Consider the following 15,020-nt stretch of genomic DNA (forward strand, 5'->3'; position numbering starts at 1 on the left):
TAGACATTTTTCAGGACTAGACAAACCTGCAACCGCGGTAACCCGCGACCGCAGGCCCAGCCGCCCACGATCGGATCTCTCATCTCGTTTGTTGCTCACATCACATTCATCTATTTCAGTCCGGTCTCCCAACCTCTGGGCGAAGCCACCGGTCTCTCACCCTCTCAAGTCCCAGCGCTCAGAAATGAGAAGCGAGAGGCCGGAGACGAGAGTTCAGTCCCCCGACGGCAGTTGCGGCACGCCGTTGGTTTCGGATCCGCGAAGCAGCCCCGCCGATGCATACACCGCCAGCTTCTCGCGGGTATCGATGATGTCGAGGTTGCGCATGGTCAGCTGTCCGATGCGATCGAGCGGCGAGAAGTACTCCTGTCCCTTCTCCATCGTCAGACGCTCGGGCTTGTACGTCAGGTTGGGGCTCGACGTGTCCATGATGCTGTAGTCGTTGCCACGACGCAGCTCGATGGTCACTTCACCCGTGACCGCCTTGGCCACCCAGCGCTGCGCGCTTTCGCGCAGCATGAGCGACTGCGGGTCGAGCCAGCGTCCCTGATACAGCAGACGGCCGAGCTTCTTGCCGTTGATGCGGTACTGCTCGATCGTGTCTTCGTTGTGAATGCCCGTCACCAGGCGCTCGTAGGCAATGAACAGCAGCGCGAGTCCCGGCGCCTCGTAAATGCCGCGGCTCTTGGCTTCGATGATGCGATTCTCGATCTGGTCCGTCATGCCCAGGCCATGGCGTCCGCCAATGACATTGGCTTCGGTGAACAGCTCGAGTGCGCTGCCGAACTCGCGGCCATTGATGGCCACGGGATAGCCTTCCTCGAAGCGGATGCTCACGGTTTCACGCGCGATCGCCACCTCGTCCTTCCAGAAGGCCACACCCATGATGGGCTGCACGATGTGCATGCCCTTGTTGAGGAACTCGAGATCCTTGGCTTCGTGCGTGGCGCCCAGAATGTTCGAGTCCGTCGAGTAGGCCTTCTCCACCGACATCTTGTATTCGAAGCCGGCCTTGATGAGGTACTCGGCCATCTCCGTGCGGCCGCCCAGCTCGTCGATGAACTGCTGATCGAGCCAGGGCTTGTACACGCGCAGATTGGGATTCGTCAGCAGACCGTAGCGGTAGAACCGCTCAATGTCATTGCCCTTGAACGTGCTGCCGTCGCCCCAGATGTCCACGCCATCTTCGCGCATGGCCGCCACGAGCATCGTGCCCGTGACCGCGCGGCCCAGCGGCGTGGTGTTGAAGTACGTCTGCCCCGCCGTGGTGATGTGAAACGCGCCGCACTGCAGCGCCGCCAGCCCCTCGGCCACCAGCTGCGCGCGGCACTCGATCAGCCGCGCCTTCTCCGCGCCGTAGGCCATGGCCTTGCGCGGAATCTCCTCGTAGTCGGACTCGTCGGGCTGCCCGAGATTGGCCGTGTAGGCAAAGGGGACGGCGCCCTTGGCGCGCATCCAATGCAGCGCCGCGCTCGTGTCGAGACCGCCGGAGAAGGCAATGCCGACTTTTTCGCCGACGGGGAGAGACTGGAGAATGTTGGCCACGGTTGGCTCGCAGGATCGGGGCGGATCGGGCGCCGGCCCAGACGGCCGGCTGCCGAGGTACAGCCTCGAAAGTTACACCCGTCCGGGGGGCCGATCCATGATGTCGGCCCCCGATTTCCCCGGTTTTCCCGCCGCCGACAGGCCGTCAGCTCAGGCAGTAAGCAGCGCCTCGTCGGGCGAACCTTCCAGCGCCGAACACTTGCCGTGGTAGGACACCCGGTACGCGATACCATGCTCGCCGCGGATCTTGTTCTCGCTGATGGCTTCCTGCTCAAAACCACGCAGACCCGTCACACGCATCTCGTCCGCCTTCTTGCCCACGTCGCCGTTGATGAGGTTGGACGTGCCCGCGAGGTTGTACAGGCAGTGAATGAGCTCGTGCGCCAGCGCGATGAACGGCGGCCGGGCGCCGTCGGGCGTGTCGGTGTTCTTCGGGTCCCACTTGATGGACGAAATGGCGCCGGTGCCGTCGGACGACGACTGATCGTTACCCGACTTCGTGATCGAGCCACCCTCGTAGGTGCGCCAGCGAATGAGCGGACCGAAGCTGTGTTTGACCGATTCCTTGGGCATGATGCACACCGTGTAGCCGAACTTGGCCTTGGCCTGCTGCGCCACGATGCCGGCCAGGAGCGCCTGGCCCACCGGCTTGCTGTCAATCTTGGCGAGCGCGGTATTGACCAGCTGCACAAAGGCCTTCGAGTCGGTGGCCTTGGTACGAATGATGATGCCAGCGTAGGCAGTGGGGGTGTCGGCCATGGACGGATACTCCGATGAGATGGAACGCGCGGAGCATCGGCGCCCACGCGCGGTGAGTACAACATGCGCCACATTGCCCGATCTCGCGACCGGCCGCAGCTTGAGGCATGTCCTGTTCCCGCCGCGAAGCCCTCGCCGCCCTTGGCGCACTCCTCGCCACCCCGTCGTTGTCCGCCGCGCTTGCGCACGCGGAAGACACGCAACCTGCGGACATGCTGCTGGCCACGTCGCCGGCATTCCAGGCCGCGCGAATTCGTGGCGAGCTGACCGCCGAACAGGTCGTGCGGCGTGCGCTCGATCGGTGCAACACGCTGGGCACATCGTGGCGGGCCATCGACTTGCTCAGTAGCTCCGCGCTGGCCGACGCACGCGCGTCTGACGAACGCCTGCGTCGCGGCCGTCTGCTGGGAGCGCTGGATGGCGTGCCGGTGTTTGCCAAGTCCATCTACGACTTGCAGGGGCAGCCCACCTCGGCTTCAAGTGCGGAATGGGTGCGTCTCTTTCCCGACGCAGTGCCGCGCGATGCCGTGGAGGTGGCGCGTCTGCGCGCCGCGGGCGCCGTGGTGCTGGGCAAGACAGCCGCCGACGACTTCGCCTATCGCGGCAACGGCACCAGTTCACACACGGGGCAGGTGCTCAACCCCTACGACGCGAGTGCGCAGCGCACACCCGGCGGCTCCAGTGCCGGCGCGGCCGTGGTCGTAGCAGGCGGCATGGCCTTCAGTGCACTCGGCACCGACGATGGCGGCTCCAATCGTATCCCCGCGCAGTTCACCGGTGTGGTGGGCATGAAGCCCAGCTTTGGTCTGGTGCCACGCAGTGGTGTCATTCCCACCTGGCCATATCTCGACACACACGGGCCACTGGCCCGCTCCGTGATGGACGCGGCGCTGATGCTGTGGGCCCTCGTGGGTGCTGACGGTGAAGACGCCTTGTCGCATGACCTGGGCCGCGACACGATGCGCGCCATGGTCACGACGTCCGGTGTAAACCGCACAGCAGTGCAACCATCGTTCACGCCCGACGCACTGCGCGGCCGGCGTCTTGGCATCGTGAGCATTCATGCGCCGCGCACGCAGATGTCGGCCGAATCCGTGGCGCAGTTCGATAAGGCGTTGGCCGACTGCCGCACGGCGGGCGCCATCGTGGATGTGTTCGACGCGCCGGTCACGCGGGTGAATGTCCGTGAGCGCTTTGCCGAAGTGGCCAGCGCGCGTGGCAATGTGCGTCCCAATCCCAATAGTCCGGCGGCCACCGCCAACGCACTCTATCGCTACTTCGCCCGGCAGGGCGTGGATGCACGCGCGGCCGCACAGCGTGGCCACGCGGCGTATCGCGCGTTCTACGACGTGCTGCCCACCGACTGGCCGGCCTTCGAAGCGTTGCTCACGTCACCCTACGAACACGATGCGGCGGGTGTGTCCTTTGCGCGCTCGCGCGAGCAGGTCGTGACGCAACTGGCCAGTGCCATGCGCGCCGAGCGCATCGATGCGCTGGTGTATCCCACCATGCCGTTTCCGGCGCCGCTGGCCGTCAACCCCTGGCCCGACGTGCGCACGCCACTGGGCTTCGGCAACTGGATGGGGTTGCCCGAAGTCTCCGTGCCCGCCGGCTATGACAGTCAGGGCATGCCGCTGGGCAATCTGTCCTTCGTGGGTTTACCCGGAGACGATGCAGCGCTGTTGGCCATGGCCTACGCCTACGAACAGCAGTCGCGGCACTTCAAGCCGCCGGCTGCGGTGGGTTCGCGTTAACGGGGGCCTTCGCGCTGTACCGCGCGCTGTTGGCGCAGTGTCTCGTACACCGCAATCCCCACACTCGTTGACAGGTTGAGCGAGCGAATGGGGCCCTCGGCCATGGGCATGGTCACGAACTGTTCGGCGTAGCGCGTGTGCAGCGTGGCGGGCAGGCCACCGGTTTCGCGGCCAAACACCAGCACCGTGTTGCTCGTCTCGCCGAGCGGCGCATCCCAGAAGGTCCGACGTCCACGCGTACTGAAGAACCAGGGCGTGCCAAGCTGTGGCAGCTCGGCCTCGAACGTGTCCCAGTCTTTCCAGACGCGCAGATCGACATGCTCCCAGTAGTCGAGCCCCGCCCGCTTGACGGCGCGGTCGTCGAGCGAGAAACCCAGCGGCTCGATGAGGTGCAGCGTGGCACCGGTGGCCACGCAGGTGCGGCCGGCGTTGCCGGTGTTCCAGTGAATCTCGGGGTGAACCAGCACGACGTGGAGAGCCATGTCACAACTTCACCTGCATACGCCACACTTCGCCACCGTGCGTGCGGAATGCAGTGCGTCACGCGATACTTCCCGCATGTTTCGTCCTTCTCTGCTGCGGCACGTCGTGCTGCTCGCCACGGTCTCCGGGCTCGCGGCCTGCTCCGTGTCCACCCGGGTCACCCGCACCACGCCATCGGAGCCGGCAGCACCCGCATCGATCGCGCTGATGTCCTTCAACCTGCGCTACGACAATCCCGCCGACGGGCCAAATGCCTGGCCGCTCCGGCGGGATCGCGTAGCCGGCGCCATTCGCTTTCATGGCGCCGAGGTGGTGGGTGTGCAGGAGGCGCTGGCGAGCATGCTGCGTGAACTCGACGCGCTGCTGCCCAACTATCGCCGCGTGGGCGTGGGCCGCAGCGATGGAGCAGAGCGCGGGGAGTTCAGCGCCATTCTCTACGACACCACGCGGGTGACGGCCCTCGAGAGTGGCACCTTCTGGCTCTCGCCCACGCCCGATGTGGTGGGCAGCAAGGGCTGGGACGCGGCGCTCGAGCGCATTGCCACCTGGGCGCGGTTCCGCGACAAACAGAGCGGCTGCACCTGGGTGCACGTCAACACACACTTCGATCATGTGGGCGACAGCGCGCGCGTGGAAAGCGCGCGGCTGATCAGACGCCGACTGGGCGCGCTGGCCAATGGCCTGCCGCTCACCATGACGGGCGACTTCAACGCCAATCCCTCACACCCGGCCTACGTCACGCTCACCACGAGCACACTGCCCGACGGGTCACGGCCGCTGCGTGACGCGCTGCACGTGAGCGACACGCCACACTATGGTCCCTTGTCCACCTGGAACGCCTTCAAGGACATCGAACCCGACCGCCGCATCGATTTTGTGTTTGTGAGCGACGGCGTGCGGGTGCGGCGTCACGGCATTCTCAGTGATCGCTGGGACGGACGTTTCCTGTCGGATCATCTGCCGGTGCTGGCCGAGGTCCAGCCCTGCGCGCGGTAAGCAGAGTGCGCTGCGCGGTGGCGTTGCACGCGTGGCGCAGCACGCGTGGCGCAGCACGTGTGGCGCGTAGTCGCGTCAGGTCGCCAGCACCTGATGCACAAGATCGGCCATGTCGGTGAAGACATGCTCGGGGGCATGCGGCGCAAAGGCGGCGAGCGGCGCATAGCCCCAGCCCACCGCACCAAAGGCCACTCCGGCGCGGCGCGCGCTCTGCAAATCGGTGACCTGATCACCCACGTACAGCGTGCGCTCCGGCGCCGCGCCCAGTTCGCGCATGACACGCCGAATGCGCGAGCGCTTACCGAAAATGGACGAACCTCCGTCCACACGCGAAATCAGACGCGCGCGCTCGGGGCCCAGCAGCCGATGCACCGTGGCCGGTGCGTTGGACGTGACCACCGCCAATTGCAGTCCGGCCTCGTGCAGCCGGCGCAGCGTCGCATCAGTGGCCTCGAACAGGTGAATGTTCTGTGACGTTCTGGCCATGAGGCGACGGAAGTCGTCCGCCACAAACGGCAGACGCCACATGGGAAGACCCACGTGGCGCATGACGGTGCGCGCATCGAGATGGCGCAGCCGCTCAATGTCTGCCGGCGAAAGCGCCGAGAAGCGATGCCGCGCGGCCAGTTGATTGAACACCGTCACGAAGAACGGAAACGAGTCGGCCAGTGTGCCATCAAAGTCAAACAAAAGGTGTGTGTATCGACCCATCAGGACACAGTGTCACGTGACGCAGCACGCAGCAAGGCCGGCGTGCTGGGTGCGCGCTCGAGCAGCTCCACGGCGCGCTTGAGCGGCAGGTCCCAGCCGGCGCTCACGCGAAAGGCCAGTGTATCGCCGTGCGCCAGCGTGGCCACACGATGCGCGAGACTGCGGGCAATGTCGCTGCGCCCCGCGTCGAACTGCGCGCGCGTGACCGGCACCGACTCGCGCGTGAGCCGCGTGAACACACTGTCGGTCCACGCCGCCGGCACCTCAAAGTCGGCCCGAATGGCTGTGCCACGCTGCTTCTGCTCCCGCACCACCGTTTGCGCGATGCTGGTCACGTGACCAAACAGGGTGGTGGCATGGGGGGCGAGCACCTGACGCAGCGCCAGCTCACCGGCCGACAGCGTGTCTTCCGCCACCGCAACATCCGGCGCGATGGCGCCGCTGCCATCGGCCTGCTTCTGAATGGAGCGACCCTGCGGCGTATACCACTTGCCCGTGGTGAGCTTGAGGGCATAGCCGCCGTCGAGTCCGTACACACTCTGCACCAGCCCCTTGCCGTAGGAGCGACTGCCCAGCAGGAGCGCGCGGCCATTGTCCTGCAGCGCCCCGGCCACGATCTCGGCCGACGACGCCGATCCGCCGTCCACCAGCACCACCAGCGGCTCCTGTGACACCAGTGGCGCCAAGTCGGCGCCAAAGCGCTCGGTGCCTTCGCGGGAACGCACTTCCAGCAGCGGCGCCCCCTTGGGCAGGAAAAGATTGGCCGTGGCCAGGGCCTCCTGCACCACACCGCCGGGATTGCCACGCAGGTCGAGCACCAGACTGCGACTGCCGGCGCGCTTGAGCGAGACAATGGCATCGCGCAGCTCGCGCGAGGTGTTGTCGCTGAAGCGCGTGATGGGCACGTAGCCGATGCCCGGTGTCAGCATGAGATGAAACGGCACCGACGACACATGCACGCGGCGGCGCACGAAGCGATGCGTGAGTGGCTCCGGCAGACCGGCGCGCTCGAGCGTCACCACGACGGGTGTGCCGTCTTCGCCCACGAGATGGCGATGCACGCGTTCCGTGCTCCAGCCAACACTGCTGGTGTCATTGATGCGCACAATGCGATCGCCGGGTTGCACGCCCGCCTCGGCGGCCGGTGTGGCGTCGTAGACCTTCTCCACCGTGACCGCGCCATTGATGGGCGGCGTGAGCAGCACACCGAGCCCACTGTAGTTGCCGTTGGTGGTGAGCTCGAAGTCGGCCAGGTCGGCCGGCGTGAGCAGATCGGCGTAGGGGTCCTTGAGTTCGCGCACGAGACCACGCGCGGCCTTCTCGTACAGCGCGTTGGCCGTCAGCGTGTCACTGAAGCGCAGCATGACCAGCGTCATGACCTGCTCCAGCAGGGCCGGTCCGTGTCGCTCCGTACGGCGCTGCAGACTCCAGGCGCCCGTGGCCAGAGGCACGACCAGCAGCGTCACGGCCGTGGCCTGGCGCCAGGCGGGGGAGCTGCGACGCAAACGACGGAGGCGGGCCAGCAGGTTGGCAGGCATGAACAGGGTGGTGAGTCCAACAGTGGTGAGAATGGGCGCATGCGTCTGCGCCGATCGCCTGCAGTACCACGGGGGTCGGTCCGGGCGTCACCAGCCTGGGGTGGGGCAGACACGAGGGCAACGCGCCGGGGACAAGGGGCACGGAACTCGTCCCGGGAGGACCGGTATCAGCAACGCACGCAGGGCATCCCACCACTGTGTCTCCTGGAGTGTGTTGCAATGGTCCCACCGTATTCCCTCGCCTCGCCCCTCATTTGTGGCCTTGGATTGGCACTTCTGCTCACGGCGTGCTCGTCCACCTCGGAGCCACCCCCGGCGCAGCCTGAGCCACCCCCCACCACACCGCCGCCGCCACCGCCGCCGCCCGCCCCGCCCATTGCCCGACGGGATTTCCGACCGGGGACACCGCCCGGATGGTTCAGCAGCACCAGCCGCAGTGACATTTACGAGGGCGGCCTCGACCGCGGCGAACGGCGAACCGGTGAGGCGGCGGCCTATCTGCGCAACACCACGACGAATGCGGCGTCCGGCGCGTTCATTCAATTGAGTCAGACCATTAACGCGGCCAGCTATCGCGGCAAGCGGCTGCGACTCTCCGGCTGGGTCTACGCCGACAGTATCAGCAGCGGTGGAGGCGGCCTGTGGATGCGCGTGGATGCCGCCACACGCACGGTCGGCTTTGACAACATGATCGGATTCGGTCGCCCCATTGCCGGCACCATTGCGTGGCACGAGGCTGCCGTGGTGCTCGATGTGCCGCAGGAAGCCATCAGCATTACACTGGGTGCGCTCTTGAATGGCCGAGGCATTCTGCGTGTGGATGATCTGCGCCTCGACACCGTCCCCACCAGTGTCCCCACCACCGGGAGCGCGACCCCAACCACGTTTGGCGGCGACAGCGTGGCCAACACGCTGGCCGCGGCGCGCTTTCCCGGTCAGATGCAGAACGCGGACTTCGAAGGGCTGGCGCCCGTTGGCTCCGCTTCTGCAGCCACCTGGTTGAATGCCAACGCCGTGCCCTTCACCACCGACGCGCCGGGCGCAGGTTTTGACGACCTCGCTGAAGTCGGACGCATGGTTGGCATGGCGAGGGTGGTGGCGTTGGGTGAAGCCACACACGGCACACGCGAGTTCTTCCGCATGAAGCATCGCGTGTTCGAATACCTCGTGGAGCGACACGGCCTGCGCTGGTTCACCATCGAGGCGACCATGCCGGAGTCGCGGGATGTCGATCGCTATGTCACACATGGTGTGGGCAATCCGGCGGTGCTGCTGTCACGTCTGCAGTTCTGGACCTGGAACACGCGCGAGGTCCTCGATCTCATCGAGTGGATGCGTGCCTACAATGTGCGTGTGGGGGAACCGCGTCTGCGATTCCTCGGCTTCGACATGCAGTCACCCGACGTGTCGGTGGACAGTGTTCGCCGCATTACCGCCCGTCTCGACACGACCCTCGGCGCGCGCGCGGCGCGCATCACCGCCTGCCTGGATCCCGCACGCTCCCCGAGCAACGGGCGCATGATCAGCACCCAGTATCAGAACAACACCACGGTCCTTGCGCGCACGCTGTGCCAGGACTCCCTGTCGGCCCTGCAGCGTGCCGTGACAGAGCGCCGTCCCGCACTGCTCACGCGCGCCGACGCCGAAACGGTGGATTGGCTGGAGCAGTACGCCACGCTGCTGTGGCAGTGGGCGCGCATGGCCGGCGCCACCTCGGGTGGATCCTTCATCCGCGACGAAGCCATGGCCGACAATCTCGAATGGGCCACCAAACGCCACACCGGCGACCGCTTCTTCGCATGGGCGCACAACTACCACGTGAGTCGCCGACCCAACACCATGGGCTTTCATCTCGGGCGCCGGCTCGGCAGCAACTATCTCAACCTCGCCTTCACCTTTGGCACCGGTACGTTCAACGCGGTCGCGGTGGGTGGCGGGTTGCGCACGCACAGCATCGAGAGTGTGGACTCATCCGGCATCGAGTGGCTGTTCCAGCAGAGTCCCAGCCAACGATTGCTGTTCGATACCCGAAAGCTCCTGACGGCGGGCCCGGAGGCCATTGGCCTCCGGGATCGGCCGGTGCGCATGCGCAGCATCGGCGCCGTGTATTCCTCGACCACCGCACCGGCGTACTTCGAGGAGGCGCTGTTGCCTGGCGACTACGACGGCATCATCTGGTTCCGATCAACCAGCGCCAGCGCACTCCTTCCGTTTCAGTAGGACCCGGCGCTTCCGGTGTGCGTGGAGGTGCTGGTCAGCAGCGCCTCCATGCGCAGCTCGGTTTCGCCCACACTCGACGTGGCGTCGAACAGCACACGACCGTCGCGATCGAGCACGTACAACTGCGGCGTCCCCCAGTTGCCAAAGGCTCTGTAGGCCTCGCGCTTGGCATCGAGGTAGACGGCGCCCGTGAATCCACCCTTGCGCAGTTCCCGTGTGAGGGTGGAGTCGGCGCTGGTTTGCTCGGCAATCAGCACCACGGGCACCTGCCGTGCCGCCAGCCTCCTGGACAGCAGCTCGAGATCGGGGAGCGCTTCCACGGCCGGACCGCACTGTGGTGACCAGAAGACCACCACCATCGGACGCCCGTTGGCCAGCGTCGAAAGCGCCGTCTCCCGTCCGTCGAGCGCTGTCACCACTGACGGCTCCACACGACGGCGGCGGGCGCGGCCCATGACCGTCTCGGCCATCTCCTGTCGGGTGCGCTGCAGGAGTGCCGCCCATTCGCTGGCCCCCACGTGGCGTGTCCCGAGCGAATCGAGACGCTTGACCTTTGCGGCTGCAGTTCGTGGGTCAATCACCAGACGCGCCCAGTGCGGCACGGCCAATGCCGTGTCTCCGGCCGCCAGCGCGGCGCTGGCCGTGACATCAAACACCTCCACGTTCCACCCCACGTCCGGCACCCGACGCAGGCGCGCCAGCGCTTCCGCGGCCCGCCCGCCCTGCGCGAGCACACGCCCCACTTCGGCCTCCACAATGGCGCGCTCTCCGGACAGGCGACGCAAGTAGTCGGCGCGCGTTTCATTCAGCTGCCGCTGCCGATCATCCGGTTGCGCCAACGTCGCCGTCAACGCGGTGAACTGCGCCAGTGCCGTGTCACGCAGGCCGGCCACGCGGGACAATTCCCGCGCCACCCAGCGCCGACGATAGAGCGTGGACTCGGCCGCGAGATATCGCGCCGTCCAGCGCTGCATGGCCTCCGCATGCTGCGCCGTGGTGCCAAGGAAGGCGTGCGCGACCTGCGCCACCTGCGCGCGTCGCTCAGGTGGCGTGTCATGCCACAGCACTTCAAGCGCCGCCACGGCCCCTGCGGAGTCCTTGGATGCCCAATGCGTGCGGAAGATGTCGATGGTGCGCTCCTGCACCGCAAAACCATCCTTCGGTGTGTCGCGCAGGAGGCGCACGCGCCATGCCGCCGTCAACACGGAATCCGGTGTTCCACGTGCATACCAGTACAGCTGACCAGCCTGCGCAGGCAGCGTGCCGGCAAGCATGCGCTCGGAGAATCTGTTGGCCTGCCGGGCATGCATGCGCAGCGTGCTGTCGTTCTCCAGACCCATCGCACGTTCATAGAACGCGAGGGAACTCCACGAGCGCACGGAGTCGGGATACAACTGCACCTTCTCGCGCGCCGTGGCGATACCCTCCTCCCAGCTGCGCCCCATCAGGTCATTCGTCCGCTGCTCCAGCGCATCCAGCAGCGGCCGTCCATCCGCGCCCGCGCGCATTACCTCCCAGGCCCGGCCACCAAAGTCATCCACGGCACTGGCCGCCGTATCCTCTACGGCCAGTGCCGCGAAGAGCACACTGTCCGGCAGCACGAACTCCGCCGTATAGCGATCGCCGCTCGTGCGTTTCAGGGTGGCGAGCTGCACCACAGGCACCCCCTCGTTGTAGCTGCCTTGGTGCACCGTGCGAATGCGCGCCCGCAGATGCAGCACGGCGGGTTTGCCCAGCAGACCCGCGCTGGTGTAGGTCACCCGCACGGTGTCACCACGCTTCGGCAACGCCGGCGACAGCTCCAGTGAACCGGCCACCATGCCGGCCTCCGCCACTGTGGGCTGACGCCAGAGACTCACCACACCAATGGCCGCCAGCACCGCGGCAGCGGCTCGCACGGACGAGCGGGCCCACCAGCGCGTGGTACGCGAGCGCGCAGGCGCATGCAACTCTTCGAGCGGTGCCTGTGGCAGGCGCTCGTCCTGATCCGGAGCCTCCACGGGAATCACGCTGCGCAGGCCGGCTGCACGCGACGCCAGGATGCGCGCCTTCAGACGATCGTGTGTCTCGCGTGAGGTTGCGTCGGGCGCACCGCGGTCAGCGAGCTGCCGGGACCAGGCCTGCAGGGCGGACACCGTGTCGGCGCAGGTGGCGCAGGCGCTCTGATGACGCAGCAGCATCGGATCGGCAATGCGACCGTGCTGAAAGAGCTCGTCTTCCCACGCAGCCAGCGAAGGATGCGCAAGATCGGCGGCGTCGGGCGCCTCGCGGGAGTCAGTCATGGAGCCGGTCCTCGGTGAGCACTCGCACCACGGGCATACCCGCGCTCTGCGGCAGCAGCCGCTCGAGCGCACGCGCCAGGCGAATGCGGGAATTGCCTTCGGAAATGCCGAGCGCCTGCGCGATCTCGGCGTGGGTGAGTCCCTCGCTGCGCAGCAGCACCACATCACGCAGCGCCTCCGGAAGCGCGGCAATGCGGCGATAGGCTTCGTCCACCTCGGGCGCCAGATCAGGCCGGTCGACGGCGGCCGCGCCGGCCACGTGCTCCGCGGCCTCTTCCCATGCGGATTCCCGGCGACGCGCGCCGGCCCGCCGACGCATGAGCGCAAGACGCATGGTGCAGGTCACCAGCCAGGACATGAAGCGTCCCGATTCGCGGTAGTGCCGCAGCGCTTCCGGCAGCCCCACGAACAGGTCGTGCACCACGTCCTCGGCGTCGGCATCATTGGCCATCGCGCGGCGCGCCACCAGCCGCAGGCGCCCCGACGTCAGGTCGTACAGGGCGCCCAAGGCCTCGGGGCTCCCGGCGCGAACCGCCGGCACCAGCGACGCGGCCCGCTGACTCAGCGGGTCGGTCGCCGAGTCGGACACGTCAGCGGGCAGAGAGGCAGAACGACCTCGGGATAGCGGACGAATGCGCAGCTCACAGAAGGGGACATGAGGCCAATGCCGCCCACAGCGCCGGCGTTACACGCCGATTTTCATCCCCAGTACAGGTACGCCATCACGATGGCCACGATCACACCCACGATGTCGGCAAAGAGCCCCATCGACACGGCGTGTCGGGTCTTCTTCACACCCACCGACCCGAAGTACAGCGCGAGAATGTAGAACGTCGTGTCGGTGGCGCCCTGGAAGGTGGCCGACAGGCGACCCGCAAAGGAATCCGCGCCGTAGGTCTTCATGGCGTCCACCATCATGCCCCGCGCGCCGCTGCCCGACAGCGGCTTCATGAGCGCGGTGGGCAACGCGGGAATGATGCGGTCGTCCACACCGAAGAGCGCCAGCACCTTGGCCAGGCCCTGCGTGAGCAGGTCCAGCGCACCCGACGCGCGAAACACACCAATGGCCACCAGCAGCGCCACGAGATACGGAATGATGCGAATGGCCACCTGAAAGCCTTCCTTGGCGCCTTCGATGAAGGCCTCGTAGGCGTTCACCTTCCGCACCAGCGCCATGATGAGGAAGCTGCAGATGACGCCAATGAGCGTGACATTCGCCACGGTGTTGGAGATGATCTGCACCTGTTCGCGTGGCATGCTGGAGAAGCCCCATACGATCGCGCTCACCAGCGCCGTGACGCCAACCAGCCAGCCCAGCAACACCGGGTCGAGCAGATTGATGCGCTGCACGAGCGCCACGCCAACGAGCGCGGCGAGGGTGGCGAAGTAGGTGGTGATGAGAATGGGAAGAAACACATCGGCCGGATTGGCCGCGCCCAGTTCGGCACGATACACCATGATGCTGATGGGAATGAGCGTCAGGCCCGAGGTGTTGAGCACCAGGAACATGATCTGCGCATTCGTGGCCGTGTCTTTCTCCGGATTGAGTGTCTGCAATTCATTCATGGCCTTGAGCCCGAGCGGCGTGGCCGCATTGTCGAGGCCCAGCATGTTGGCAGAGAAGTTCATGATGATGGACCCGAGCGCCGGATGATCGGGCGGCACCTCGGGAAAGAGCCGACGGAAGAACGGACTCACGATCTTGGCCACCACGCCAATGGCCCCGCCGGCCTCGCCCACCTTCATGAGGCCCAGCCACAGCGTGAGCACACCGGTCAGGCCAATGGAGATGTCGAATCCGGTCTTGGCCGAATCGAAGGTGGCCTGCGTCATGGCAGCAAACGCCGAGGCGTCGCCACCAAGGAGCTTGACCACGCCCACCAGCAGTGCGGTGAGAAAGAAGCCCAGCCAGATGTAGTTGAGTGTCATGGCAGGGTGCCCGTGAGCAGTTCCACCAGCACAGGCACGTGCATGGCCATGAGGTCTTCGTTGGCGATGACGGGATACTCGTAGGTAATGACCGGCACGCCGTTCTCGCTGCCCCAGGTGCCGAACGAACCCGGCGTGGGATAGCCCACGTCGCGCACCAGCGGCATGCCCGTGCGTGCCGCAAGTCGCTGCCCCAGCGCGCTGGCGTTGGCATCGTCGATGCAGGCCAGTGGCGCGTGCAGGGCAATCACCACCTCGGGCTTGAGCTCCCCAATCAATGCCAGCAGGGCCTGCGTTTCCGGTTCCGAGCCCGGCGCCGAGCCGGGGCTCAGTTGCACATCGCTGGGCAGATCGATGGTGGCTCGGCAGGTTACCGGTCCGGCGCGCCAGGTGCTCGTGGGGAAGTTGCGATTGAGGTCCACGCCGTTGGCATTGGCGCGTGTGCCACGAATGAGGCCGTCGGGGTTGGCGGCCAGCACCACCGCCGCGTGCTCCGGTGCCCCCTCCAGTTGACGCAGCGCCCGCGAGAGCGCCCAGGTGGTCTCCGGCTCTTCCCCGTGAATGGCCGCAAAGATGAGCAGCTCGCAGCGCCCCGTGGGCCGCCAGACCTCGAGCGGCAGACCGAGAACGGAACGACCATAGATGGTGGGCGGCACGGCGTGCGTGCCCCAGGCAGTGCGCGGACGAAGCGGCATGGGGGTGCGGCGGCGGGATGTGCAAACGGGGACCGCTGCAAGCTACATGGCGGCCCCGCGCCGCGCCGCCTCATGCCACGTCCATCACGCCTTAGGTATCACGCCAGA

12 protein-coding genes are annotated in these 15,020 nt (G+C 66.6%); 3 read left to right on the forward strand and 9 right to left on the reverse strand.

The genetic code is table 11. From position 1 onward, the window contains the following. Window positions 1-213: 213 nt before the first annotated feature. Both argG and B2747_RS06835 read right to left on the reverse strand, forming a co-directional pair. Entirely contained in the window at window positions 214-1,545 is a 1,332-nt protein-coding gene (gene argG, locus B2747_RS06830; protein ID WP_291158305.1) for an argininosuccinate synthase, read from the reverse strand. 150 nt (window positions 1,546-1,695) lie between these two features. Next, the gene (locus B2747_RS06835; RefSeq protein WP_291158308.1) at window positions 1,696-2,304 is read right to left on the reverse strand and encodes a M91 family zinc metallopeptidase; all 609 of its coding nucleotides are present in this window, start codon (window positions 2,302-2,304) and stop codon (window positions 1,696-1,698) included. A gap of 107 nt (window positions 2,305-2,411) precedes the next feature. Here B2747_RS06835 and B2747_RS06840 point away from each other — a divergent pair, with 107 nt between their 5' ends. Then, window positions 2,412-4,058, forward strand: a complete 1,647-nt coding sequence (locus B2747_RS06840) for an amidase (RefSeq protein ID WP_291158310.1) — start codon at window positions 2,412-2,414, stop codon at window positions 4,056-4,058. Here B2747_RS06840 and B2747_RS06845 read toward each other — a convergent pair. Then, entirely contained in the window at window positions 4,055-4,540 is a 486-nt protein-coding gene (locus tag B2747_RS06845) for a tRNA (cytidine(34)-2'-O)-methyltransferase (protein WP_291158312.1), read from the reverse strand. The two genes, B2747_RS06840 and B2747_RS06845, sit on opposite strands and share 4 nt — an antisense overlap. Window positions 4,541-4,616: 76 nt before the next feature. Between B2747_RS06845 and B2747_RS06850 the strand changes: the two genes are divergently transcribed. Then, window positions 4,617-5,537 (forward strand): endonuclease/exonuclease/phosphatase family protein, encoded by a 921-nt coding sequence (locus B2747_RS06850; protein ID WP_291158315.1) that lies wholly within the window; start codon window positions 4,617-4,619, stop codon window positions 5,535-5,537. Window positions 5,538-5,612: 75 nt separating this feature from the next. Here B2747_RS06850 and B2747_RS06855 read toward each other — a convergent pair whose 3' ends face one another. Next, on the reverse strand, window positions 5,613-6,248 hold the full coding sequence (locus B2747_RS06855) for an HAD hydrolase-like protein (RefSeq protein WP_291158317.1): 636 nt from the start codon (window positions 6,246-6,248) through the stop codon (window positions 5,613-5,615). Then, the gene (locus B2747_RS06860) at window positions 6,248-7,786 is read right to left on the reverse strand and encodes a S41 family peptidase (protein ID WP_291158318.1); all 1,539 of its coding nucleotides are present in this window, start codon (window positions 7,784-7,786) and stop codon (window positions 6,248-6,250) included. The genes B2747_RS06855 and B2747_RS06860 overlap by 1 nt, the downstream gene beginning before the upstream one ends. Window positions 7,787-8,005: 219 nt before the next feature. On the opposite strand from B2747_RS06860, the gene B2747_RS06865 reads away from it, so the two are divergent. Then, the gene (locus B2747_RS06865) at window positions 8,006-10,006 is read left to right on the forward strand and encodes an erythromycin esterase family protein (RefSeq protein ID WP_291158321.1); all 2,001 of its coding nucleotides are present in this window, start codon (window positions 8,006-8,008) and stop codon (window positions 10,004-10,006) included. Here the strand turns inward: B2747_RS06865 and B2747_RS06870 are convergent. From B2747_RS06870 to mpaA, 4 genes are all read right to left on the reverse strand, one after another. Then, the gene (locus B2747_RS06870; RefSeq protein ID WP_291158324.1) at window positions 10,000-12,288 is read right to left on the reverse strand and encodes a TlpA family protein disulfide reductase; all 2,289 of its coding nucleotides are present in this window, start codon (window positions 12,286-12,288) and stop codon (window positions 10,000-10,002) included. The genes B2747_RS06865 and B2747_RS06870 overlap by 7 nt on opposite strands. After that, window positions 12,281-12,877, reverse strand: coding sequence for an RNA polymerase sigma factor (locus tag B2747_RS06875; RefSeq protein WP_291158326.1), 597 nt, complete (start codon window positions 12,875-12,877; stop codon window positions 12,281-12,283). The genes B2747_RS06870 and B2747_RS06875 overlap by 8 nt, the downstream gene beginning before the upstream one ends. 110 nt (window positions 12,878-12,987) lie before the next feature. Beyond that, the gene (locus B2747_RS06880) at window positions 12,988-14,217 is read right to left on the reverse strand and encodes a nucleoside recognition domain-containing protein (protein ID WP_291158327.1); all 1,230 of its coding nucleotides are present in this window, start codon (window positions 14,215-14,217) and stop codon (window positions 12,988-12,990) included. Next, entirely contained in the window at window positions 14,214-14,912 is a 699-nt protein-coding gene (mpaA, locus tag B2747_RS06885) for a murein tripeptide amidase MpaA (RefSeq protein WP_291158329.1), read from the reverse strand. Before mpaA ends, B2747_RS06880 begins: the two co-directional genes overlap by 4 nt. Between the last annotated feature and the right edge of the window lie 108 nt (window positions 14,913-15,020).

Source organism: Gemmatimonas sp. UBA7669, assembly GCF_002483225.1.
Taxonomy (GTDB): Bacteria; Gemmatimonadota; Gemmatimonadetes; order Gemmatimonadales; family Gemmatimonadaceae; genus Gemmatimonas.

Bases quoted from the DNA above. Each gene is read 5' to 3' on its own strand.
- B2747_RS06835 (WP_291158308.1), bottom strand. From the start codon at position 2,304: ATGGCCGACACCCCCACTGCCTACGCTGGCATCATCATTCGTACCAAG.
- B2747_RS06840 (WP_291158310.1), top strand. From the start codon at position 2,412: ATGTCCTGTTCCCGCCGCGAAGCCCTCGCCGCCCTTGGCGCACTCCTC.
- B2747_RS06845 (WP_291158312.1), bottom strand. From the start codon at position 4,540: ATGGCTCTCCACGTCGTGCTGGTTCACCCCGAGATTCACTGGAACACC.
- B2747_RS06850 (WP_291158315.1), top strand. From the start codon at position 4,617: ATGTTTCGTCCTTCTCTGCTGCGGCACGTCGTGCTGCTCGCCACGGTC.
- B2747_RS06855 (WP_291158317.1), bottom strand. From the start codon at position 6,248: ATGGGTCGATACACACACCTTTTGTTTGACTTTGATGGCACACTGGCC.
- B2747_RS06860 (WP_291158318.1), bottom strand. From the start codon at position 7,786: ATGCCTGCCAACCTGCTGGCCCGCCTCCGTCGTTTGCGTCGCAGCTCC.
- B2747_RS06865 (WP_291158321.1), top strand. From the start codon at position 8,006: ATGGTCCCACCGTATTCCCTCGCCTCGCCCCTCATTTGTGGCCTTGGA.
- B2747_RS06870 (WP_291158324.1), bottom strand. From the start codon at position 12,288: ATGACTGACTCCCGCGAGGCGCCCGACGCCGCCGATCTTGCGCATCCT.
- B2747_RS06880 (WP_291158327.1), bottom strand. From the start codon at position 14,217: ATGACACTCAACTACATCTGGCTGGGCTTCTTTCTCACCGCACTGCTG.
- mpaA (WP_291158329.1), bottom strand. From the start codon at position 14,912: ATGCCGCTTCGTCCGCGCACTGCCTGGGGCACGCACGCCGTGCCGCCC.